Genomic DNA, 22,793 nt, shown 5'->3' with positions numbered 1-22,793 from the left:
ATTCTTTAGATAACGACTTTATATGGTCGCATCATCTCGTTGTCTTCGTGTTCGAGAATGTGGCAGTGCCATACGTAAACAAGTTCTTCCCCCGGCGTAGTGGGTGCTCCCTGCGGTAGATCAAAGCGTTGGATCACTCGCGTGACGAAGCCCGGGTAGGACTTGATGGTGTCCTTATGTGCTGGCCGCTCATTACTTTCGGGGGCCATGGGCTTGCCGGTGAAGACAATTTTGCCAGTCTGCTGGTAGGTCTGAACATCGAAGGGCTGCCGATTTAAGACCTGAAACTGCACGAGATGAATATGTAAAGGATGCACGTCGCCGGTAATGTTGACGAAGGACCAGATTTCAGTGCTTCCGGCTTTGGGATCTTCGGTGATAGGGTCGTGCCAACGCGCATCGCCGAGCAGGCCGATGATAACGTAGCCGTCGGACGGACGCTCTTTTTCGGAGACAAGCAGCATGCGCTCGCGCGTAGCGTAAGTGGGTTCGAGGGCTTCAAAGGGAACGAGAGTGTCTGGCACAGTGCTTGTGTCTTTACCTGAGAGCGGCTTCGTTACTTTAAATAACATTACGTCTTCTGCTACATACTGGCCTCCCATCGTGTAGGGAGCCGGGGCGTCGTTGACGAGAGAGAAATACTTTCCTTTGAAGTTTGAGAAATCAATGACAATGTCGAAACGCTCGGCCGGTCCGATGAGCAGATAGCGTAGCTCGAGCGGAGTTGGAAGTAGGCCGCCATCGGTGCCGATTTGCTGGAAGGAGGGTACGTCGTCAAAGGAGTCATCGAGGGACTTACCGGCGCCGTCTGTATTGAATAGTCGTAGATGATAGAAACGGGAGTTGGCGGCGTTGAGGATACGGAACCGATACTTGCGCGGTTCGACCTCGAGAAACGGCATGACCATGCCATTGACGCAGTTCATGTCGCCATAGAACTCCTGTATCCATAGAGGATGTTCTCTAGGACCGTTAACCACCGTTGGATAGTAGAGAGAGCCGTCACGATGGAAGAGTCGGTCCTGCAACATGAGTGGCACTTCGTATTCGCCGCTGGGAAGATTTAATGTTCGCTCGGCCTCGTCGCGGATGAGATAAAAGCCGGCCAGGCCTGCGTAAATGTTGAGCCGGGTGATACCCATACAATGGTCGTGATACCACAGTGCCGTGGAGGATTGGCCATTTGGGTAAAAAGAGGGACGCGGATTGAATTTGGGGCCGTGCTCTCCGTTAGCCGTAAACCAGGCTTCAGGGAAGCCGTCGTCATCAGGTAGAACGCAGGCTCCATGGATATGCGCGACATTGCGAACCTCCGGAATAGAAGACTCAGCTCCGTGGATGGAATGGTCGACACGGAAGAGATGCCTGGTGGGTAGCTTGCTCGTCCAGTTAATACTGAGAGCCTGACCGCTTTGCACTTCAATGGTAGGCCCCGGCCAGGAACCGTTATACCCCCAGAGTGTAGTTGGCGGCAGGTCGCGATGTACTCGCTGACGAAACTGGCGCATTTCGATGTCGATGATCTTGTTCGAACTGCCGATTGCGCTGATGAGTGAAGGTATAGGCAGAGGATCTACGTAACGCGCAAGTTTTACTCCGCTTCTTACTTGCGGAGGAGAAGCCATGGTCTGGCCGATTGCCGACGCGTGTTTGCTGAGCGCAAGCCCTGCTGAGGTGTAGAGCCCGTGGCTAAGCAGTCGACGTCTGCTTATTGGCATAGGTCATAGCCAGAGACGATGAATAGTGAAGGGAATTGCATCCGTTGGTTTGCAGATATTTAGCTAAGTGCTGCTTCACTAACACTAGCTAAGGTTTGTTACGGGACGATGACTGGACGACCGCCTTCGTTGAGAGCTACATATCTTTCTACAGGACTATTTGGGCGAGGAAGCCAGCTTAATCGCGATAACTTTAACGCCGGAGTTCACAGCATTGTGTTTTGTCAATGGCTCTTGCAAGCAGCCTCTGCTATGGAAACATCGAGCAATACTTATGACGAGCGTGATTAGTCCAATCCATCTTTACGGACGAAGTAATTGCCCCTTGCGGAGACGCAGAGGCACTCACTGCTGCTATCTATAAGGGGATTCATGATAAATATTTAAAAATGGTGGAGGCGGCGGGAGTCGAACCCGCGTCCGAAAAAACTTCCAACAGAGAGCTTTCATGCTTTTTCCGGTTCATCTTTGTCTCGTCATCGGCGCTTAGAACGGACGAAGATGCGACGACGACCAGCCTGATTGATCTCGTCCGACCCGCTCAGGCGGAGCAGGGAAGACCAGCCTACTGTGCGACGATCGGTACAGGCCCGTAGGCGAAGCTTGAGCGATCGGCTACTTAGTTAATTAAGCAGCAAGCGCGAATTGAGGTTCGGCACTTATAGTTTTGTGAGCGATTACGGGTGTCCACACCCCGGCATGCCTCTCTGCCACAAGCAATCCCGTCGAAGCCGTGACGCCCCCATCTTGGAGCTGGCACCAACATTGCATTGGAGCGCTGCAAAGAACTATATCCAGTATACGCCTTATAGTCCGTGTCTCCCCGCAACCTAATGGCCCCTATTTACAGCCAGAATCAAAGACTTGACGCTTTAATTTCGATTATAGTAAATAGTTTCAATGAAGAAACAATCCTGCCTCCAAGCCGTATTCCTGTTTGCCTTTGTCGCGGTCTTCCTTCTTGCTGGTTCGATAGCGCTGGCGCAGGTTACGCAGATACCAGTAGAGCCGGGCTCGCCCACGGATCCCGCAGTTCATGCCAAGCTTGGGTTGCCGATGCCTGCCAATCCTCATCTGCCGACGCTCTTTATCGTCGGCGATTCTACGGTTCGTAACGGCCACGGCGATGGTGCTCATGGGCAGTGGGGGTGGGGAGAGCCGATCGTTTGCTTCTTCGACACGTTGAAGATTAATGTCGTTAATCGTGCGATCGGCGGTCGCAGTAGCCGTACTTATATTACCGAGGGACATTGGGCCGATACGCTTGCATTGATGAAGCCCGGCGACATCGTTCTCTTTCAGTTTGGACACAACGATTCGGGACCGCTGGACGATACCGCTCGCGCTCGCGGAACTATTCCAGGTGTTGGCAATGAGAGTAGAGAGATCGAAAATCCGATTCTCAAGCGGCATGAGACTGTACACACCTATGGTTGGTATATGCGCCAGTATGTGACTGATACTCTTGCAAAAGGAGCCATTCCGATTGTCTGCTCTCCGATTCCACGTAAGCTATGGAAGGATGGCAAGGTCATTCGTAACTCCGATAACTACGGTGGATGGGCGAAGCAGGTCGCTGAACAGCAACATGTGGCATTCATTGATCTGAATGCGATTATTGCGCGCCACTACGACGAGCTTGGCGAACAGAAAGTAGAGCCCTTGTTCGCTGATCCGCATACGCATACCAGTTGGGCAGGTGCGGTACTGAATGCCCAGTGCGTTGTGGCTGGATTGAAGGCTCTGCCTCATGACCCACTAGCAGCCTATTTTTCGGCCAAGGGAAAAGCTGTTGTTCCAGATGCGGGTAGCTAAACGATCCTGCTGGTTAGTCTTTTGCTTGAATAGCCCAAGGCCTGGCACGAATGCCGGGCTTTGAGGTTTTGTAGCGGCTTTATGACTGGCATGCAAGGTCGAGACTATAGCTATCGGTGCAACGACATTTGCGGATTATTGTTACCTCGATCTCTGAAAATCCCCTGATAATGAAGACTAAAGATGATTGAGAGCTAAATCCTTCAGCGAGACTAAGGAGCGTTTCAACCTGTGATGTTCTCGTATGGGACCCATGACCGAACGTATCGATTCGACGATCTTAGGACGTTGCTTGCGAAGGCCAGCCCTTTACGCTCGGGTGATGTCTTAGCGGGAATTGCTGCGGAGTCTGAGATTGAGAGAGTTGCGGCAAGATACGCTTTAGCAGACGTGCCTCTGACTCATTTTCTGAATGAGGCTGTGATCCCTTACGAAAACGATGATGTAACGCGGCTCATTATCGATACTCACGATGATTCGGCATTTTCGCCAGTTCGACATCTCACGGTCGGCCAGTTGCGCGAATGGATACTCAGCGATGAATGCGATAGTGAAACATTAGCAAATGTAGCGCGGGGTCTAACCCCGGAGATGGTAGCTGCCGTCTCCAAGCTTATGCGGAACCAGGATCTGATTCTGGCGGCGGGTAAGTGCAGGGTAGTCACGCGCTTTCGCAACACGATTGGATTGCCGGGACGCATGTCGGTTCGTCTGCAACCGAATCACCCAACTGACAATATTCAGGGTATTCTGGCCTCAACTATCGATGGATTACTGTACGGCTGCGGCGATGCAGTGATTGGCATCAATCCTGCAAGCGACAGCATTGCAACAACGATCGATCTTTTGCGTGCGCTAGATCACTTTAGGCAACGCTTCAATGCGCCGTTACAGATCTGTGTGCTAACGCATATCACCAATACGATGCGTGCAATCGAGGCTGAGGCTCCAGTTGATCTGGTTTTTCAATCCATCGCTGGAACGCAAAAGGCAAATGAGAGCTTTGGCGTCACGCTTGACTTATTGCGAGAGGCGCACGAAGCCGCGCGCTCGCTCAAGCGAGGCACTGTCGGACAGAATTGTATGTACTTCGAGACCGGGCAGGGAAGTGCGCTCTCTGCGGATGCTCATTTCGGTGTTGATCAGCAAACATGCGAAGCTCGCGCCTATGCTGTAGCACGGCAATACTCGCCGTTGCTCGTCAATACGGTGGTTGGATTCATTGGCCCGGAGTATCTTTTCGACAGCAAACAGATTATTCGGGCCGGACTCGAGGATCACTTTTGCGGCAAACTACTGGGCCTGCCCATGGGATGTGACGTCTGTTATACCAATCATGCTGAGGCTGACCAAGACGATACGGACACATTGCTGACGCTGCTTGGGGTAGCTGGAGTGAACTTCATCATGGGGGTTCCCGGTGCGGATGACATCATGCTCAATTATCAGAGCACGTCCTTTCACGATGCTTTATACCTGCGCAAGGTGTTGGGATTAAAACGCGCTCCTGAGTTTGAGTTGTGGTTGCATCAGATGGAAATCACAGATGAGGTGGGAATGCTGATGCCGCCGCAGCAAGCATTGAGTGCACTACTCCCCGGCGGGCTTCTCGCCATTGGTGACCTATGAGCAAATCATTTGCCCCGCCCGACCCCTGGCAAACATTATCGCGATTTACAGAAGCACATGTTGGCCTGGGAAGAGTTGGATCGAGTCTGCCGACAGAGGTATTGCTGAGCTTCAGCATGGCTCACGCGCGCGCGAAAGACGTTATCTATGCTCCATTTCAAGCGGATGTGTTGACATTGGAACTCACCGATGCTGGATTTCTATCGCGCAAAGTGTGGAGTCAGGCAAGGAATCGTACGGAATATCTTCATCGTCCCGATCTTGGACGCAGACTTGCAGCCGAATGTATTGAGAACTTACATCCGCTATCGCATTCAGCAAGAAGACTTACCATTGTCATTGCCGACGGACTCTCATCACTTGCCGCCAAGGAGCATTCACTTGTACTGCTAAAGATATTGCAACCTCAACTTGTCGAATGGGAGTTAGATGAGATTATGCTGGCCACGCAGGCGCGTGTGGCTTTGGGTGATGAGATAGGTGCGATTCGCGGAGCTGAGGCGGTAGTCATCCTGATTGGAGAAAGACCAGGATTAACCGCAGTAGATAGCCTTGGCGCCTATCTCACCTATAAGCCGTATGTTGGACGCTCGGATGCAGAACGGAATTGCATTTCGAATATTCGTCTATCTGGGCTCTCTTATGAAGAGGCTGCCTTTAGGCTTGTCTATCTGCTTCGCGAAGCACGAGCGCTGGGCAACACAGGAGTCCGTTTAAAAGATGACAGTACATTTGCACAATCGAAAGTTGTAGATCAATTGAAAGCAAATAACGCGGCTTGTATTTGACAAAACCATAACCATGCGGTTATGGTTTTGAAAGTGAAACCGGCCAATACCAATCATGTGTTTCGAGCTCTTGCCGATCCAACGCGTAGAGCCATCTTCGAGGAGCTGACTCGGCAAGGCGAGCAAACAGTCCACGCGCTAACGCACTATGCGGGCATATCGCAACCTGCTGTTTCCAAGCACCTGACCGTGTTGAAGCGGGCAAAGCTGGTGCGACACCGCCGCGAGGGACGTGAAACACACTATTGCGCGCAGCTCAATGCGCTGGCACCCATGGTGGATTGGCTTAATCTCTACGGTGCCTTCTGGCGCGATCGGTTTGACCGTCTCGAAGCTCTTTTAGAAAGGATGGATCCATGAGCAACTCAACAGAGAGTCCTCGTACGCTTGTAATGGAGAGAGTATTTCCACACCCACCAACGAAACTGTGGCGTGCGCTTACAGAGAGTCCGCTTCTTGCGCAGTGGATGATGAGCAACGACTTTGAGCCCGTGGTTGGGCGAAAGTTCCAGTTTCGGGCTGATCCTATGCCGAATTGGAATGGCATCGTCGACGGAGAGGTACTCGTTATTGATCCGTTGCAACGTCTGTCGTATAGCTGGGGTGTTGGTGGAAGCGAAGGTGTCGGCGGCCTGCAATGGGTGGTCCTCTGGACGTTGACTCCAGCGGAGGGTGGCACGCACGTACGCATGGAGCAGTCAGGCTTCGGTCCCGAGCAACAGGCAAATTACCAGGGTGCGAAGTACGGCTGGCAAAAATTCTTCGACGGATTGGAGCGGGTGCTCGACGGTGGTGCAGTATGAAGGAACCCAGAGGAATGATCGTCGGCTTCTGGATCTCTACAGTATTGTTTGCGCTCCAAATGAGCTTTACAGCCTATGCGCAGTTGCGTCTTCCTGAGGTGGCTACGGCCTTTGCCCACCTCGGGTTTCCTGCCTATTTCCGAATAGAACTCTCCTGGGTAAAATTGGCAGGCGTAGCCGTACTGCTCGTCCCCATGGTTCCTGCGCGACTCAAGGAATGGGCCTATGCGGGCTTCGCCATCACGCTCGTCTCGGCTCTGGTCGCTCATCTCTCTGTCGGCGATGGGGTGAATGCATGGGGTTGGGCTGCAGGGACTGGGGTTCTCTGGGGCATGTCGTATTTCTTCTGGCGACGCCTGCAAGCCTCGCCGGCACTGCTGTAGAAACGGAGTGCCTGACATTGCGAAGTTTGCAGGTTTCGAAAAAGCGCAGCTAAATTAGGTGCGAGAACTGGAGTTTATCTATGAAGAAGACTATTCCGGCAGAATCTGCTTCTGTACTCATCGATGCGAAGATCAAAGAACTTAACGATTGGCGCGGAAAGACACTCGCAAAGGTACGAGCAATCATACATGCCGCCGATCCTGAGATCGTCGAGGAGTGGAAGTGGATGGGAACTCCCATCTTTTCTCATGGCGGTATTATCTGCACAGGAGAGACATATAAAAGTGTCGTCAAGATGACGTTTGCTAAAGGAGCTTCGTTGGAGGATCCTTCAGGTCTATTCAACTCCAGCCTCGAAGGCAATGTCAGACGCGCCATCGACATTCGCGAAAGCGACAAGATCGATGAGGTGGCCTTGAAACAGCTCATTCGAGATGCCGTAGCACTTAATCTCGAAGGCAAGAGTAAACCTAAGTTTCGGCAGGCAAGTACTAAACGGATTGACTAGCTTCCTCTCAGGTTGTGTTTACATGAGTTGCGAATTGCGTTTTGAATCGCCAATCGTATCTGCAAAGTATTCGGACGATCCTTTTTTACTTTTATGCGTTTTATTTATTAATAAAAGAATGGCGTGTTTTGCAGATGCAATGGCGTCTTTTGCATGGAAATCTATTTATCAAGCGACTAATGTATGGGAATGTTCAACGCTAAAGCCTACTCCGCTTCCAGTGCGACATCCCCGCTTGCACCTACCGTGATCGCCCGGCGCGATCCCAACGAAAATGACGTTCAGATCGAAATTCTATTCTGTGGAATCTGTCACTCAGATTTGCACTATGTCCGCAATGAGTGGAGCGATGTACTTCCCACTGTCTATCCCTGTGTTCCCGGTCACGAGATCGTTGGACGTATCACGAAGGTTGGCTCAGCCGTTACGAAGTTTAAGGTCGACGATCTTGCCGGGGTAGGTTGCCTGGTAGATTCTGATGGTACCTGCCCCTCATGCCAGGCTGGCTTGGAGCAGTTTTGTCCGAATCAGACACTCACCTACGGTTTTCCGGACAAGCACATCGGCGGAGTGACCTACGGCGGTTATTCCGACAGCATAGTTGTGAACCAGCGTTTCGTTGTTAGCATCCCATCCAATCTCAATCTTGCCGCTGCGGCGCCACTTCTCTGTGCAGGAATCACGACCTATTCTCCGATGCGTCACTGGGGCGTCACAGCAGGGAAGAAGGTTGGTATCGTCGGCCTTGGCGGGTTAGGTCACATGGGTGTCAAGTTTGCTCGTGCACTGGGTGCCCACACAGTAGTTTTTACAACATCAGTTAGCAAGATTGATGATGCGCTGCGTCTAGGCGCAGATGAGGTTGTTCTCTCCCGGGATGCCAATGAGATGCAGAAACATGCGGGTAGCTTCGACTTTATTCTCGATGCTGTCTCAGCCGATCATGACATCAATGCCTACATTAACTTACTAGCTCGCGACGGCAATATGACCTTGGTTGGCGCGCCAGAGAAGCCGTTGAGCCTAAGCTCTTTTGGTCTCATCTTCGGACGTCGTAGCGTATCAGGGTCACCAATTGGCGGTCTTCCTGAAACTCAGGAGATGCTGAATTTTTGCGGCGAGCATAACATTACATCGGACGTGGAAGTCATTGCTATTCAACAAATCAACGAAGCTTACGAGAGACTGCTGAAGTCTGATGTGAAATATCGCTTCTCCATCGACATGGTATCTCTTAAGTCTGAGTAAGTATGGTTAAGCACTTTCGAGTTGCGGTTGGTCTTCACGCCAGATTGGAAGAAGAGGGAGTTCAAGTCTCGGCGGTCCTGCGTAGAGCTGGACTGCCGCAGAATCTTTTTGACCAAACTCGCATTCTTGTCTCAACAGAGGAGATGTTTGCGCTTTGGCAGGCTATCAGACAAGTAAGCAACGATCCGGCCATCGGTCTTAAGTTAGGAACCGAGACAAAGACCGAGCGGTTTCATCCAATGGGTATCGCCGCCTTATCGACGGAAAACTTCGGCGCAGCTGTTCAGCATATGGCTCGTTATAAGAAGCTATCTGCCCCGGAGGAGATTCTGTACAGGACCGAGGGCGGGGAATGGACCATTCAGTTTAGCTGGACGTTAGCCGTAGAGGCCGAGCCACAGACACTCATTGAACACTGTTTTGCCTGGGTGCTTACCATTGCGCGTCATGGTAGTGGAACACGCATTTCACCGCTGAGAGTGGAATTTGTACAGCCACGCTCTCATCTGAAGCTCTTAGAACGGCACTTTGGTTGTTCGGTGATTGATGGGCAGCCTCGAAATGCTATGGTGTTCCGAGAGAGTGATGCGGCACTCCCATTCGTAACGCGGAACATAGAATTGCTAGATATGCTTGCTCCACAGTTCGAGCAGGATCTCGAACAATACACTAGCGACGAAGATAGTTTCCTCGAGCTTGTGCGAAATACAATTCAGCAGAAGCTTACTGGCCATCGTCCGACGATTGAGGGCGTTTCGAGTGATCTGCACATAAGTTCACGTACACTGCAACGCCGATTACAGGAGTTAGGTTCAAGCTTCCAACAAATCCTTGACGAAGCACGTCATCAGATGGCGCGATACTATCTTAGAAACTCCGCCCTTGAACTGAATGAGGCAGCTTATTTACTCGGATATGAGGATGCAAACTCCTTCACTCGTGCATTCCGAGGTTGGGAAGGCGTACCGCCTGGCCTCTGGCGCGAAGCTCAGCGAGCACTAACCATTAATTAGCAATTATATAAATGACACATACTACTTTTTCAACTGATTAAGTGCCTGCAAAAAGACCATCGCAAAAGTCCATACTAAAACTGCCGTGATTAGCGCAAAGCCAAACCAGAAGAGCGTCCGTATAGGCCGACTTCCGAATCGCTTTTTTCGAGGGTAACAAGTCTTCGACATCAATCGCTCAAATTCAAATACGTGTCTCTAATGCGGAGTAGAGCTAATTCTGGAATTCAGTCTCTACAGCAGGAAGGACATCATTCTCGTTAGCGATCCAGACATAGAGTGTAGGCAAGAGGAATACGCTCATCACCAGACTGGCTACCAATCCTCCGACAATCACAATGGCAAATGGGCGTTGTGAGTCTGAGCCAATCCCGTGTGACAGTGCAGCTGGCAAGAGACCAAGCGTTGCTACAAGCATTGTGATCATGATCGGACGCAGGCGCAGAACAGCCCCTTCTATGGCTGATTCCTCAGTTGCATTACCACGCGCACGTAGCTGGTTGATGTATTCCAGCATAATTACACCTGTTTGCACTGATACACCAAACAAAGCCAGCAATCCGACATCGGAAGAAACGCTGAAGTTTGTATGTGTGACCAGAAGCGCTGCTAGTCCGCCGATGCTGGCCAAAGCAACATTGGCCATAATGAGTATTGCCCACTTGAAAGACTTGAACATCGTATAGAGGATTAGGAAGATGATCAGCACAGTAACGGGAAGTACTACTGCAAATCGACGGTTGGCCCGCTTCTGGCTCTCATACTCCCCCGCCCAATCGAAGTGATATCCAGGTGGCAGCTTTACGTCTCTGTTTACATGCGCAATAGCTTCTTCTACTGTGCTGCCCAGGTCGCGTCCGCGCACACTGTACTTGATTGCCACATAGCGCTGACCGCCCTCACGGTAAATTTCTTCTGCTCCGTCATCGGTAGCTGCATTTGTAAGTTGCGCAAGAGATACACGTTCACCTGATGGAGAAAGTAACCGGATATTTTCAATGGCTTCTCTCGTGTCTCGATATTCTTTCTGGTAACGCAATGTGACATCGTAACGTGCATCGCCCTTCAATACCTGAGTGAGCGCGCCGCCTCCAACCGCTGTCTGGATTGCATCCTGGACATCTGCAACGTTGATGCCCCAACGTGCCGCAGCATCGCGGTTTACGGTGAAATTTAGGTTGGGTTGGCCAATAATGCGGAAGAGCCCAAGATCCTGCACTCCCTTTACCTGGCTCATGACGTCAACTACTTGATTGCCTTTTGCCTCTAGCGTTTTCAAATCGTCGCCGTAAATTTTTACTGCAAGCTCGCCCTTTACTCCACTGACAGCCTCTTCCATGTTGTCAGAAATCGGTTGCGAGAAGTTCCAGATCACTCCAGGTATCTTCTCCAATTGTTCATTCATCGCGGCAATCAACGCATCTTTATTTTGGTGAAAGACCGGGCGCCATTCTTCTTTCTGTTTTAGATCCACAAAATATTCGGTATTGAAGAAGCCGGTTGTGTCGGTGCCGTCGTCTGGACGGCCAACCTGGCTTACCACTTGTGTAACTTCTGGAAAGGAAGCCATGATGATACGAGCCCTATTGGTCAGGTCTACACCCTCGGTTGGGCCAGTACTTGGAGCGAGCGTTCCACGAATCCACAGTGCTCCTTCATCAAGATGAGGTAGAAACTCGGAGCCGATTGCGCCACCAAAGGCGAGGAAAGCAGCAATGAGGAGAGCGACTACTGCAACTCCTACTGTGAAGATGCGGCGTTTGATGGCCCACTTTACCGCCGGACGATACCTAACGGTAAGCCACGTCATTACCGGGTTGGCCCACTCTTTAGCGCCGCGCTGAAAGAAAAAATCCGCCAGCACTGGGGCTATGAGCATAGAAAAAGTAAGCGCCCCAAGCAGAGCAAAGGCAACTGTCCAGGCCATGGGTTTGAAGAGACGTCCTTCTACGGCCTGTAGTGTAAAAATTGGAAGATAGGCAGTGATAATAATGGCAATCGCATAGAAGACGGGGCGTTGCACTTCATGTGCAGCATCTCGGATTTTGTCTCTTGGACTGCGGTAATCCGTTCCATTATGGCTGAGGTGACGGATGATGTTTTCTATCATGACCACAGCGCCATCAACTACCATTCCAAAATCGAGTGCGCCAAGAGAGAGGAGATTTGCCGGAATATGCCGCAAATCGAGACAAATCGAAGCGAACAGCAGAGAAAAAGGGATCGTAAGTGCAACGATAAAAGCGCCGCGAGCATTGCCAAGAAATAAAAACAGGATGATCGCTACAAGAATGATGCCGTGCGCCATGTTGTGCAATACAGTATGTGTTGTGTAATGCACTAGATCAGATCGATCTAGAAATGGAACAATCTTCACTCCCTTGGGAAGAATATGATCGTTCAACTCGTCTGTCATCTTGTGAATGGATTGGAGAACCGGATCAGCATCGTCTCCTTTCTGTAGAAGAACGACACCTTCTACAACGTCATCGTTATCGACGACTTTGCCATCTACACGTCGAATGGCCTTTCCAATCTGTCCCAGGCGAATCTTAGATCCTTGGGTAACGGTCGCAATGTCTTTAATTCGCAGTGGTGTCCCGTTCTGCGTTTTTATGACCGTGTTCGCAATGTCTTGAATATTTGTGAAGAGGCCAACGGCGCGTACATTGATCTGCTGGCTTCCTTCTTCGATGAAGCTACCTCCAGCATTCACATTATTATTTGCTAGTTGCTGCTCTACCTGACTAATGCTTAGTCCATAGGAGATAAGCTTGTCAGGGTCGAGTCGTACCTGATATTCCTTTGTTGTTCCGCCGAAGCTTGAAACATCAACGACACCTGGAACATTCTTGTATGCTTTCTCCAAAGTCCAGTCTTCAAGGGATTTCAATTCCATTAGGTCATATGATGGATTTTTGCTTTCCAACGTATACCAGTAAATCTGGCCAACAGGACTATAGTCAGTTCCCATCTGCGGCTGCAGACCAGCAGGTAGAGTAACCTGCGACAATCGCTCAAGCACGTGCTCGCGGTTCCAGTCATTCGTTGAATCATCATCGAAGACCATCGTGATGCTGGAAAGGCCAGCTAGCGACGCCGAGCGAAGATGTTGCATGTGCGGAATACCCGCCATCGCTATTTCGATCGGAATCGTGACCTGCTGCTCTACCTCTTCCGAAGCTCGTCCAGGCCATTGGGTAATAACTTGCACATAATTGTTTGCAACGTCTGGATACGCCTCAATAGGCAGGTTGCGAAACGAAAGAATACCCCAGCAGAACAGCAGAATGGCGCCGCCGAGCACAATCCATCGGTTCCTGAGCGCAAAATCAACCAGTGCACGAATCATTTACTGCTCCACAGTGCTATTCAGCGAAAGGGCATTGCTGACGACTTGTTGACCCACGCTGACGCCTGAGACGATTTCCTGTTGATCCTTTGGCAACATCTTGCCTACGGTAACTTCTACGCGTTGGAAATGATTGGCTCCCGCAGGAATAAAGACCCAATCCCGATCGTGGAGATGCAGGATCGCATCTGCCGGGATTGCAGCTCGTTGCTCTAGGTGCTTGCCATGGAAGTTAGCTGTAACAAACATTCCGATATTCATGAATCCAGGATTATGCACCTGAAGACGTACCTGAGCAGTCCGAAGATTAGGATCAAGGATTGGGCTGATATTGCTGATCGTTCCGGTAAGAACCTTATCGGGATAAGCATTGAAATGGATATCTGCCTTCTGTCCCAGGTGAATAGAAGGAATGTCATTCTCATAAACATTGCAGATCACCCATACATCGGAGAGATTGGCAATGGTAAAAGCCGTAGATGAGCCTGAATAGGTGACCCCTGCGGCTGCTGCGTCTGTCACGTTCTGCGTAACGACAACACCGGATATCGGTGCATAGACATTAACAATATTGCTCGGATGATTTTTATCAATGCCCAGCGTCTGCAATTGCTGCTCTGCTGCTTTTAAGTCGGTCGCGGCATCCTGCTCTGTATTTTGTGCCTGTTCAAGCTGACTTTGCGGAATTGCGCCATGCTGATAAAGAAGTTCTGCACGCTTCAGCTGTGTAGCCGCCAGGCGTTCATCATTGACTGATTTGAGGTATGTATCGAATGCTCCAGCAACGTCGTTGCTCTGCACCCGCATGAGCAACTGTCCTTTCTTTACCGTATCTCCGAGTCGTACGCGAATATCAACGACCCTGCCTGAGGCGAGCGATATGACAGGAAGCATTTTGTCGACATCAGGATTAACAGTGCCTGTCACATTCAGATCAGAGGCAGCCTCGTATGGAACGGATGCCACCAGTGGAAATTGCTCCGGATGATCGACAGCAACTACGTTTGAGTCTGAAACGTGAATTACCTGTGTTGGTGGAGGTGCACCAGTTGCAGAAACAGACTTCTTCTCGCATGCGGTCAGCATAAGACAAATCATGCAGCCGACAGCTGTAAGTATTAGCTTGTGCATTATTGGATCACCTCTTTGCCGACAGCAAGATTCAACTGACTCGCGGCTGATAAATAGGAACCAACCAGTTGCAGATAAGCCAACTGGACATTGCGGTAGTCGCTTTGCGCATTTAGAAAATCAAGCAAAGAAGCTCCACCATGCTGATATGAAAAAGTGATCGTGTCGCGGACTCGTACGGCTTGTTCCAGGTATTGAGTTTTATAGGGACGCAATAGGTTAAGAGTGCCACCCAACTGTGCATAAGCTGAGTCAACATCGGCAAACACCTGTGCTTGTGCTGCAGTTACACTCTCTTGGCTTCGTCCGATTTCCAGTTGTGTTCGCTGTTTTTCTCCCTGGTTGCGGTCAAAGATGCGCAATGGGATACTCACATTGAAACCTATGTAAGGATCAAGAGGCGGATTACTTCCTGAATCAATTGAAAATGTGGGATCAGTCGAACCATTCGCCACTGCCAGTTTGTGGTTTGTGTTTGCTTGCTGCACTGCTTCGAGTGCAGCCTTCAGGTCGGGCCGATTATCAAGTGCAGTCTGATGAAAGTCATTGAGTGGTTGCAGTAAATCAGAAAAATCAAACGATCCCTGAATATCGAACTGTTCCACTGGTGTTTTATCGTTGAGCAACTGAAGCAGTTGGATTTTTGATGTTCGTAGATTTACCTCTGCCGCCTCGAGATCGGACTGATATTGCACGCGCTGCAGCTCAATTCGATCCAGATCCACTTGGGCAAGGTCTCCCGCCTTGAATCGGTCACGGCTGATATCAATAATGTGATCGTAGTAATCCAGTTCCTGATGAGCGAGTTGCAGTACCGCTTTTGCCTGAAGCGTCTGAATGAATGCGGATCTTAAATTAAAGAGTAAGTTGCGCTCTAAATCAGAATGTTGTGAGTCTGAGATCTTAGTGCCTTCTTGTGCACTTTCCAGTCGGAGTTCCCGTTTATGGTCACGTTCATGAAGATAACTAATTGAACCGCTCACAAGGGCCGATGCAAAGGGCCTATAGTATGGATCCTTGGTAAAGGGATAAAGTTGATCGGCTGTGAGGGATACGCTGGGATTTGGGCGGAGGTTGGCGGTGACTTCGTTGGCCTTCATTTCCTCAACGTTGATAGTATCCGCTTTTAGTGTAGGATTTTCCGTCTCAAACCTAGCTTTGGCTTGCGCCCAGGTTAGGTCGGTCTGGGCATGGAGCGGTACGCTGATAAGCATGACCCCAATCAGAGCAACGGTACAGGATGAAGCAATAGTAAAAAATGATTTTCTGATACTCATGCAGTAATATGCTTAGGCTTAGGCTATAAAGAAGACATAAGGATGAGATGAAAATCATGGCTCTTTAAGTCTGTAGAGCCATTGAATAACATCGAGTGACCAAGTAACAGAAAACCTTCTATGTCAGAGCTTAGCTGCATAGACGTTCGCAATGACCCTATCTATCGGGGCTCATTAGGCTATCTTTTGGCCAAATCGACGGCGATACAATTTCTTTTATGTCTATATCGACTTTTCAGTAAATTGCCGATACACATATTTCGCCCATCCACGTAAACCGCGCTCGCCGAGCTGGTTCTCCTGTTCGCTAATCCACTCACGAACAGGCACATGAAATCCTGTCTTTGGGCGATGAATTAGCGATTGGGGTAAAGCGCGGGGCAAGCATGTTGCCATATCCAGTTTATTCGGAGGATATTCACTAAAACGCAATGCCCCCAGTTGTTTGATTAAGGAAATGTCTACAAAGGGTACCCTGACCTCTACGGAATTCGCCATGCTTGCCCAATCAGCGTCGCGCAATAGTTGGCTGCGCATATAAAGGCTTGTCTCCAGCGCAGAGATCTTCAGAAACTCTTGAAGCGCACGAGGCTGAATCTTCTCCATGGGTTCAAGCAGTCGTTCCATCTGATCAAGAGAAGCGAGCTTACGCCATCCTTCTCGAACCAGATCTGCATCCATGAACTCTGGCAACTCCCATGGCATAAATAAACTGCGTCTGAGAAGATATGCTCCTGGAATGCTGCCACCATACTCCAGTAAGCTTGCATATTTAGGCGAGCTGAAACGTCTCAAGGCTTTAGCACTGAACTTGCGTAGTGCACGTCCCAGCATACTAACTGGAGGAAGAAATTTTAATGCATGTACCGTACGGGGTATCTGCTGAAAGCTTGGATAGCCACCAAAAAGCTCATCTCCGCCAAGGCCGCTTAGCGCTACTTTGTAGCCACACTCTTTTGCCAACAAGCTGATGAGGTATATATTGATCCCATCGATTGTGGGTTGATCCATATTTGCAAACAAGTGTTCGCGGCGGCCCAAAAACGCCTCGCGATTTATGTAGCGGTATGTATGTCCGATGCCATATTCCTTTGCGACCAGGGCCGCAAGAGGTATCTCATCCATCGTCGTGCCGCGCAATTGATCAAACCCCAGCGTGAGCGTGTGAACTTCATTGGAATGGATTTCAGAGGCTAACGATGTAATTACACTTGAATCCAGACCTGCTGATTGGAAGATCGCAACAGGGACATCTGATTTCAAATGATCGACAATGCTTTCCCTCAGCAAAGAATGCAATCTCTCTTGCATTTCTTCTCTATTTGAAGGAATGGTGCTCCTATCAAACTCTGCCATGGTAGCGATGGGTTGAGCAAAAGATTTAATTTCGGGACGCCCACCGTATCGCACACGCAACCAATTGCCGGCAGGTAAGGCACGAATACCTTTATAGAGGGTATAGGGCTCCGGAACTGATCCCCATACAAAAAAACCTACATGACCAGCTGCTTCGATCGATCGGTCGACATGCGGATCAACGAGTATTCCTTTCACTTGTGATGAGAAAGAAATGCTCTTGCCATTGTCAGCATAGTAGAGTGGCTTGATACCCAAAGGATCACGAGCCAATATGAGCTCTTCCTCTAGGGCATCCCAGATTGCAAAGGCATACATACCGCGCAGACGCTCGAACATCGACAGGCCATACTCGGCATACATTCCCAGTAGAACTTCTGTGTCGCCTGTCGATATTATTCTTCGCCCGCGGTCAATCAGATCGTTTCGTAGTGCCTCAAAGTTATAAATCTCCCCGTTAAAGACGATGGTGTAGCGATCGGTCTGGTCATGCATTGGTTGCGCTGCATTATCACTCAAATCGAGAATTGCTAGCCGTGTATGAGCAAATCCGACGCAGCCATTTCGTGTTAGCCAGGTTCCTGCACCATCTGGTCCACGGTGTGCTAATGCCTGGCACATCTTTTGTAAAAGTTCTGGAGAGATCGAATTTCCCTGGGTATATAAAAATTTTCCAGCAATGCCACACATATTTCACAATCTCCTTGACTGAGAAAGTAAGAGTTGTATCCAGAACTTCTCTTAGTCATTTCTCGCAACAAGTTTTAATATCTGCACGAACGGTGACTCTAATATAAGAAGCAGAAGAGGAATAAGGTCTCGAGAGTTGTGCAATGAAAATTTCCAATTACGACATACATAACGTAGATCCATCGTGCATGAGTGTGGCGTACGATCCGAACGTGATAAGTAAATTCGGAACGCTGAACGGCAATTTTAATTGGCTTATAGCACAAAATAATACTCTGCCCCATCTGATGATGGAGGCTATCTTTTGGCCAATCTGAAGTTGGAAATGAAACTTAGGATACGGCAAGTTATATTACTTTAGTAATTTAATGGACGATAACCTTAATATGCCTATCGATCCGGATGAGGATTTGAAAAGGGTTACACTGCTCCAAAGGGCGCAATATGTCTTCCTCTTCATTTCAAGGCAACAAAAAAATCGTCATCTTTCGCGCTGCAATATTGATCCTCGTTGTTGCGCTCATTGACTGGCGTACAAGTAATGAACTTCCACTAGGTTTTCTTTATTTGCTACCTATGCTTGTGGTCGGGAGGGCGCTGGATCCTTGGCAGATTGCTATCGTCGCGGCCCTTTGCACATTTCTCACCGAAGCATTTGATGCATTTATCTGGAATTTAAAGAACGGTATTACTCGAGATATCCTTTACTTTTTTGCATTTCTTTGTACAGGTCTTTTCGTTTGCGAAATCAACCGAAGCCGTCGTAGAGCTATCGAAAATCTGCATGAAATCGAGATTGAGAGGGATGCGCGTCGTGATGCGGAAGAGCAACTTAAGGCATTGATAGAAAGCAGCCCCGCTGCCATTATTACCGCAGATTCAGTTGGCTGCATCCTTATGGCGAATGAGGCAGCCTATAGAATGCTCGCATTGCAACCCGACACTCTTCATGGAAAGTTGATTCATCATTACTTTCCTTCTTTGGTTAACGTATCTAGACAGGAACCAACGCCGCGTCTCTTCCGCACAGTGATGCAATCGAGAGGTCAACGAGATGACGGAGAGGTATTTTTAGCAGAGATTTGCTTTTCTACTTATCGAACAAATAGTGGGACGCGTCTTGCGGCCATGATTCTCGACACGTCAGAGGAACTCCGTACTCGTGAAGAAACAAGTTTGCACCAGATGTTAGCAGGATCTCGGATCGCAGCAGCAGCAGTCTCTCATGAAGTTCGCAATGTGTCTGGTGCCATCGCAGTTGTACATCAAAACCTCGAGCGTAGCGGATTGCTCTCTCAAAATAAAGACTTTGAAGCATTGGGAAGTTTGTTGAATACATTGGAGCGTATAGCAAGTGTAGATTTGCGGCAATATACAGACCAAACAGCAGAGACTGATCTGACTTCCGTCTTAGATGACATGAGGATTGTGGTAACACCTGCGCTCAAGGAAGCAGGAATTGAAGGGCGATGGCAGATTCCTTCTGAACTACCCGTTGTGTGGGCAGACCAGCAGAATTTAATGCAGGTTTTTCTAAATCTAACCACAAACAGTATTAGAGCTCTCGCCGGAAAAAGCGAAAAGATTCTGTCTGTCACTGCTAAAGTTAGTAATCAGTGTGTGTTGATTGAGTTTAGCGATAATGCGGGCGGTGTAGATCATCCCGATCAGTTATTTCATCCATTTCAACGAAGAGCGCAAGTGACAGGTCTTGGTTTATTTTTATCGCGAGCTTTTATGCGTGCCTCCAGAGGAGAACTACGATATAAACCACTCTCCGGAGGCACATGTTTTATCGTCGAAATGCCAATTGCAGAGCAACCAAAGAGCTTCGTATGAGTATTCCAACTTGCATTTTGCTTGTCGACGATCATGGCTTATTTCGTGAAAGCCTTGTCAGGTTGCTCGAATCTGAACCAGACTTTCGTGTTGTGTCCCATTGTGCCACCATATCCGCGACAATGGATGTTTTGCAGCATAACCCAATCGATCTTGTTCTACTGGACTATGATCTTGGCGAAGAGCGGGGAGTTGATCTATTGCAACAGCTTCATGCTTGCAAAGGCTCAGCAAGAGTCTTGATGGTAACGGCAGGGATGAGTGACCGTATTACTCTGGACGTAATCAATGCTGGTATTGCTGGGATTATTTACAAGCATAGTAGCCCTACTCAATTGGTCGAGGCTATTCGAAAGATATCGCGTGGTGAGATGTGGTTCGACAGCAGCATCGTTAGCTCGCTTCTTGTTGCAAAAGTAAAGAATCAGGAAGTAGAGACTAGAAATACACGTCCTCTCACTTCGCGTCAGCAAGATGTTCTCTCGAGCATACTCAATGGCCTGACAAATAAGGAAATTGCATGGAACCTAAAAGCTTCAGAGAGTTCTGTCAAGGCTGTTATTCAGGAGTTGTTCCACAAGGCCGGGGTAAGGACGCGCAGTCAATTGGTCAGGATTGCCATTGAGAAGCACGCCACCGACTGGCTAGGTAATGATAACAAATAACTTTTGAGATACTCGACTCCTCCATTTGTACGCATATCTTTATGAGTTCTTTATGCTCCGAAGATTACACTTTTTATGTAGTTGATTGTGTCAGCCGTGACTGTTATGAGCTTTCGATCAATAGCTGGCAAATGGGATTTACGACAGCGAGTTCTTGTTATCATCGGCCAGATTGCAGGTGGCACTCTGGCGATTGCTTTACTGACAGTTGCATCATTTTCCTTGCATTTTGAGCTCTCGAGTGCGGGATATTTATACCTACTGATTATCGTGTTGATTGCTTTGGCGTGGGGCTTTTGGCAGGCTACAGTGATTTCGTTCGTAGCCGTTCTTTGCTTGAATTATTTCTTTACGCAACCAATATTTTCGTTTTATATCGCAAATACACAAGATTGGATTGCATTTGGGGTGTTTGAGGTATCCGCCTTGATTGTAAGCAGTCAATCTGCACGCAATACACTGCATATGCGGGAGAACTTTCTGCAGCAGCAAAGCATAGAAAGGCTATACGAGTTAAGCCGAGGTACTCTACTCCTAAATTTGCATCAAACTCCAGGACCGCAGATTGTGCAACTCATACAACATATCTTCAATCTGGAGGCTGTTGCACTTTATGATCCTTTACTTGGACGTGTGGACAAGGCCGGCGATTGTAGTGAAACAGAAGAGCACCTTGCACGAGGAGCATATTTGCAGGATTTGAGTTACGATGATCGATTGACCCAGACTTCACAACGTTCGCTCCGACTGAGAGGACGGCCAACTGGGGGATTGGCTCTAAGAGGAAATATAACTCCTGCTATCGCTAATGCACTTACATCACTTACAGCCATCGCACTAGAGCGGTACAGATCATTTGAAAGAGAGTCGCATGCCAAGGCGGCACATCAGAGCGAAGAGTTGCGCGCTGCCGTTTTGGATGCGCTTGCGCATGCGTTCAAAACTCCGCTGACGACGATACGAACAGCTAGCTCAGGACTGTTAGAGATCGGCAGCCTGAATGGAACAGAATATGAGCTTGCTCAACTCATCGATCAACAATCTATTCAATTAAATACGCTGGTTACACGCTTGTTGCGTACGGCACGATTGGATGAGGGAAAATTTCAGGCGCGAAAGGAAGAAGTAGATGTTGCGTCTGTAATTGATTCTGCGTTGCGCGAGCAGGCCGATAGAATATTAAGCCATCCGGTTGAAGTGGATATGAAAGATTCCTTACTGAAAGTCCAAGGTGACTTTAGCCTGATGGCAACTATTATTTCCCAATTTTTGGATAATGCAGCTAAATACTCTATCTCCGGATCAAAGATAGACATTGCAGCTGCAAGACGGCACTCAGAGATTCTTATTTCAGTTCACAATGAGGGACCGGCTATCTCGATGACAGATCGTGAAAAAATATTTGAGCGTTTTTACCGCTGTTCTGGCTCAAAGGAAGTTGTACCGGGAACGGGAATTGGTTTATCTATCGCAAAGAAGGCAGCCAATGCACAACATGGGCATGTCTGGGTGATCAGTGGCGAAGATATAGAGACTACATTTTTTTTATCATTACCACAAGCCGGGGGATAAGATGTTGAATTTTGAAGATAATAAAATCCTGATTGTCGATGACGAATCCTCGATCCGTCAGGCATTGCAAGCTACCTTATCTAGTCTGGGCTTTACGGTGATTACTGCCGGCCGTGAGGAAGAAGCATTGGCACTGATACGAATGACCCAATTTGCTGCCGCGCTCCTGGACATTAACATGCCAGGAATGAGCGGAATCGATACCTGTCGACTAATGCGCCGCGCTGCTCCAAGGCTTTCAATTCTTATGTTAACTGTCCGTGACCGCGAAGAAGATAAAATTGAAGCATTGGATGCGGGAGCAGATGATTTTGTGACGAAGCCATTTCATGTGGGTGAACTAAGCGCTCGGTTGCGAGCCGCAGTGCGCCGGTCATTGATTACAGAGAATAATAAAAACGCAGTGATTCATATTGGAGAAATTGTGCTGCATCCGGAACGTCGCATTGTTACAAAGGCAGGCCAAGTGCTTCAGCTAACACCAAAAGAGTTCGATCTGCTGCACTATCTCATGCAGAACGCAGGCTTACCTGTTCGCCATGCGAAGTTACTTACTTCGGTGTGGGGTACTGAATATGGCAACGAATTGGAGTATCTACGTACATTTGTATGCCAGATACGGAAGAAGCTGGAAGATGACCCTTCGAATCCATTCTATCTTCTAACCGAGCCTCACCTTGGTTATAGATTTTCGGATTCATTTGAAACAGAGGAGCAGAGTTCGCAGGAACAGTGATCGCGTTTTCCTCCACCCAAGCCCTTCAAGCCATTCTGCATTGCATTGATTGCCACGCGTAACTTGAGTGCCTCATTTACTGTCTTGGCATCTGCATTATTCTTCGAGTGCAACTCCGCTTCTTCATCGATGTTTGCAGCCAGGATTCTTTCAAATGTAATTCGCTGGTGCTCGCGATAGCAGCTTATAGCTATATCGTGATTCATCTCTTCCTCTCACCAAGTTGCTATTTATATCGATACAAGCATCTCTGCGAGCGCATTAAGATT

18 protein-coding genes and 1 other RNA gene are annotated in these 22,793 nt (G+C 48.9%); 13 read left to right on the top strand and 6 right to left on the bottom strand.

Translation table 11 applies throughout. The features are described from left to right. Positions 1 to 5: 5 nt before the first annotated feature. Entirely contained in the window at positions 6 to 1,718 is a 1,713-nt protein-coding gene (locus IEW09_RS06540; RefSeq protein WP_229739149.1) for a multicopper oxidase family protein, read from the bottom strand. A gap of 390 nt (positions 1,719 to 2,108) precedes the next feature. Further along, positions 2,109 to 2,462, bottom strand: a transfer-messenger RNA (tmRNA) gene (gene ssrA / locus IEW09_RS06535). Between the two features lie 156 nt (positions 2,463 to 2,618). On the opposite strand from ssrA, the gene IEW09_RS06530 reads away from it, so the two are divergent. The 9 genes from IEW09_RS06530 (at position 2,619) to IEW09_RS06490 (ending at position 9,906) form a co-directional block, all read left to right on the top strand. Then, positions 2,619 to 3,533, top strand: coding sequence for a rhamnogalacturonan acetylesterase (locus IEW09_RS06530; protein WP_188553398.1), 915 nt, complete (start codon positions 2,619 to 2,621; stop codon positions 3,531 to 3,533). 234 nt (positions 3,534 to 3,767) lie between these two features. Next, the gene (locus IEW09_RS06525) at positions 3,768 to 5,162 is read left to right on the top strand and encodes an ethanolamine ammonia-lyase subunit EutB (RefSeq protein WP_188553397.1); all 1,395 of its coding nucleotides are present in this window, start codon (positions 3,768 to 3,770) and stop codon (positions 5,160 to 5,162) included. Further along, positions 5,159 to 5,950 carry an ethanolamine ammonia-lyase subunit EutC gene (gene eutC, locus IEW09_RS06520; RefSeq protein WP_188553396.1) on the top strand — a complete coding sequence of 264 codons (792 nt, stop codon included), beginning with the start codon at positions 5,159 to 5,161 and terminating at the stop codon, positions 5,948 to 5,950. The genes IEW09_RS06525 and eutC overlap by 4 nt, the downstream gene beginning before the upstream one ends. Positions 5,951 to 5,971: 21 nt before the next feature. Beyond that, positions 5,972 to 6,310 carry an ArsR/SmtB family transcription factor gene (locus IEW09_RS06515; RefSeq protein ID WP_188553395.1) on the top strand — a complete coding sequence of 113 codons (339 nt, stop codon included), beginning with the start codon at positions 5,972 to 5,974 and terminating at the stop codon, positions 6,308 to 6,310. Then, positions 6,307 to 6,753, top strand: coding sequence for an SRPBCC family protein (locus IEW09_RS06510; protein WP_188553394.1), 447 nt, complete (start codon positions 6,307 to 6,309; stop codon positions 6,751 to 6,753). The genes IEW09_RS06515 and IEW09_RS06510 overlap by 4 nt, the downstream gene beginning before the upstream one ends. Continuing rightward, the gene (locus IEW09_RS06505; RefSeq protein WP_188553393.1) at positions 6,750 to 7,136 is read left to right on the top strand and encodes a DoxX family protein; all 387 of its coding nucleotides are present in this window, start codon (positions 6,750 to 6,752) and stop codon (positions 7,134 to 7,136) included. The genes IEW09_RS06510 and IEW09_RS06505 overlap by 4 nt, the downstream gene beginning before the upstream one ends. 80 nt (positions 7,137 to 7,216) lie before the next feature. Beyond that, positions 7,217 to 7,645 (top strand): DUF1801 domain-containing protein, encoded by a 429-nt coding sequence (locus IEW09_RS06500; protein WP_188553392.1) that lies wholly within the window; start codon positions 7,217 to 7,219, stop codon positions 7,643 to 7,645. Positions 7,646 to 7,834: 189 nt separating this feature from the next. Beyond that, the gene (locus IEW09_RS06495; protein ID WP_188553391.1) at positions 7,835 to 8,893 is read left to right on the top strand and encodes an NAD(P)-dependent alcohol dehydrogenase; all 1,059 of its coding nucleotides are present in this window, start codon (positions 7,835 to 7,837) and stop codon (positions 8,891 to 8,893) included. A 2-nt stretch (positions 8,894 to 8,895) separates the two neighbouring features. After that, on the top strand, positions 8,896 to 9,906 hold the full coding sequence (locus IEW09_RS06490; RefSeq protein WP_188553390.1) for an AraC family transcriptional regulator: 1,011 nt from the start codon (positions 8,896 to 8,898) through the stop codon (positions 9,904 to 9,906). A gap of 214 nt (positions 9,907 to 10,120) precedes the next feature. Here IEW09_RS06490 and IEW09_RS06485 read toward each other — a convergent pair whose 3' ends face one another. From IEW09_RS06485 to asnB, 4 genes are all read right to left on the bottom strand, one after another. Beyond that, a complete protein-coding gene (locus IEW09_RS06485; protein WP_188553389.1) occupies positions 10,121 to 13,258 on the bottom strand; it encodes an efflux RND transporter permease subunit in 3,138 nt (1,045 codons plus the stop codon). Next, complete coding sequence (locus IEW09_RS06480) at positions 13,259 to 14,389, bottom strand: efflux RND transporter periplasmic adaptor subunit (protein ID WP_229739148.1); 1,131 nt, start codon at positions 14,387 to 14,389, stop codon at positions 13,259 to 13,261. Next, complete coding sequence (locus IEW09_RS06475) at positions 14,389 to 15,666, bottom strand: TolC family protein (protein ID WP_188553388.1); 1,278 nt, start codon at positions 15,664 to 15,666, stop codon at positions 14,389 to 14,391. Before IEW09_RS06475 ends, IEW09_RS06480 begins: the two co-directional genes overlap by 1 nt. Positions 15,667 to 15,888: 222 nt before the next feature. After that, positions 15,889 to 17,712: an asparagine synthase (glutamine-hydrolyzing) gene (gene asnB, locus IEW09_RS06470; RefSeq protein WP_188553387.1), complete on the bottom strand. Its 1,824-nt coding sequence runs from the start codon at positions 17,710 to 17,712 to the stop codon at positions 15,889 to 15,891. A gap of 444 nt (positions 17,713 to 18,156) precedes the next feature. Between asnB and IEW09_RS06465 the strand changes: the two genes are divergently transcribed. From IEW09_RS06465 to IEW09_RS06450, 4 genes are all read left to right on the top strand, one after another. Then, complete coding sequence (locus IEW09_RS06465; RefSeq protein ID WP_188553386.1) at positions 18,157 to 19,551, top strand: ATP-binding protein; 1,395 nt, start codon at positions 18,157 to 18,159, stop codon at positions 19,549 to 19,551. Then, positions 19,548 to 20,216 (top strand): response regulator, encoded by a 669-nt coding sequence (locus IEW09_RS06460; RefSeq protein ID WP_188553385.1) that lies wholly within the window; start codon positions 19,548 to 19,550, stop codon positions 20,214 to 20,216. The genes IEW09_RS06465 and IEW09_RS06460 overlap by 4 nt, the downstream gene beginning before the upstream one ends. Before the next feature lie 87 nt (positions 20,217 to 20,303). After that, complete coding sequence (locus IEW09_RS06455; RefSeq protein ID WP_229739255.1) at positions 20,304 to 21,788, top strand: DUF4118 domain-containing protein; 1,485 nt, start codon at positions 20,304 to 20,306, stop codon at positions 21,786 to 21,788. 1 nt (position 21,789) lies between these two features. Then, the gene (locus IEW09_RS06450) at positions 21,790 to 22,524 is read left to right on the top strand and encodes a response regulator transcription factor (RefSeq protein WP_188553383.1); all 735 of its coding nucleotides are present in this window, start codon (positions 21,790 to 21,792) and stop codon (positions 22,522 to 22,524) included. The last annotated feature ends 269 nt before the right edge of the window (positions 22,525 to 22,793 follow it).

The organism is Edaphobacter dinghuensis, from assembly GCF_014640335.1.
In the GTDB taxonomy this organism is placed as follows: domain Bacteria; phylum Acidobacteriota; class Terriglobia; order Terriglobales; family Acidobacteriaceae; genus Edaphobacter; species Edaphobacter dinghuensis.
The sequence above is the reverse complement of the archived record's forward strand: the minus strand, read 5'-3'. Positions and strand labels throughout refer to the sequence as shown.

Coding starts and splice junctions, on each gene's coding strand:
- IEW09_RS06540 (WP_229739149.1), bottom strand. CDS start 1,718: ATGCCAATAAGCAGACGTCGACTGCTTAGCCACGGGCTCTACACCTCA.
- IEW09_RS06530 (WP_188553398.1), top strand. CDS start 2,619: ATGAAGAAACAATCCTGCCTCCAAGCCGTATTCCTGTTTGCCTTTGTC.
- IEW09_RS06525 (WP_188553397.1), top strand. CDS start 3,768: ATGTTCTCGTATGGGACCCATGACCGAACGTATCGATTCGACGATCTT.
- eutC (WP_188553396.1), top strand. CDS start 5,159: ATGAGCAAATCATTTGCCCCGCCCGACCCCTGGCAAACATTATCGCGA.
- IEW09_RS06515 (WP_188553395.1), top strand. CDS start 5,972: ATGGTTTTGAAAGTGAAACCGGCCAATACCAATCATGTGTTTCGAGCT.
- IEW09_RS06510 (WP_188553394.1), top strand. CDS start 6,307: ATGAGCAACTCAACAGAGAGTCCTCGTACGCTTGTAATGGAGAGAGTA.
- IEW09_RS06505 (WP_188553393.1), top strand. CDS start 6,750: ATGAAGGAACCCAGAGGAATGATCGTCGGCTTCTGGATCTCTACAGTA.
- IEW09_RS06500 (WP_188553392.1), top strand. CDS start 7,217: ATGAAGAAGACTATTCCGGCAGAATCTGCTTCTGTACTCATCGATGCG.
- IEW09_RS06495 (WP_188553391.1), top strand. CDS start 7,835: ATGTTCAACGCTAAAGCCTACTCCGCTTCCAGTGCGACATCCCCGCTT.
- IEW09_RS06490 (WP_188553390.1), top strand. CDS start 8,896: ATGGTTAAGCACTTTCGAGTTGCGGTTGGTCTTCACGCCAGATTGGAA.
- IEW09_RS06485 (WP_188553389.1), bottom strand. CDS start 13,258: ATGATTCGTGCACTGGTTGATTTTGCGCTCAGGAACCGATGGATTGTG.
- IEW09_RS06480 (WP_229739148.1), bottom strand. CDS start 14,389: ATGCACAAGCTAATACTTACAGCTGTCGGCTGCATGATTTGTCTTATG.
- IEW09_RS06475 (WP_188553388.1), bottom strand. CDS start 15,666: ATGAGTATCAGAAAATCATTTTTTACTATTGCTTCATCCTGTACCGTT.
- asnB (WP_188553387.1), bottom strand. CDS start 17,712: ATGTGTGGCATTGCTGGAAAATTTTTATATACCCAGGGAAATTCGATC.
- IEW09_RS06465 (WP_188553386.1), top strand. CDS start 18,157: ATGTCTTCCTCTTCATTTCAAGGCAACAAAAAAATCGTCATCTTTCGC.
- IEW09_RS06460 (WP_188553385.1), top strand. CDS start 19,548: ATGAGTATTCCAACTTGCATTTTGCTTGTCGACGATCATGGCTTATTT.
- IEW09_RS06450 (WP_188553383.1), top strand. CDS start 21,790: ATGTTGAATTTTGAAGATAATAAAATCCTGATTGTCGATGACGAATCC.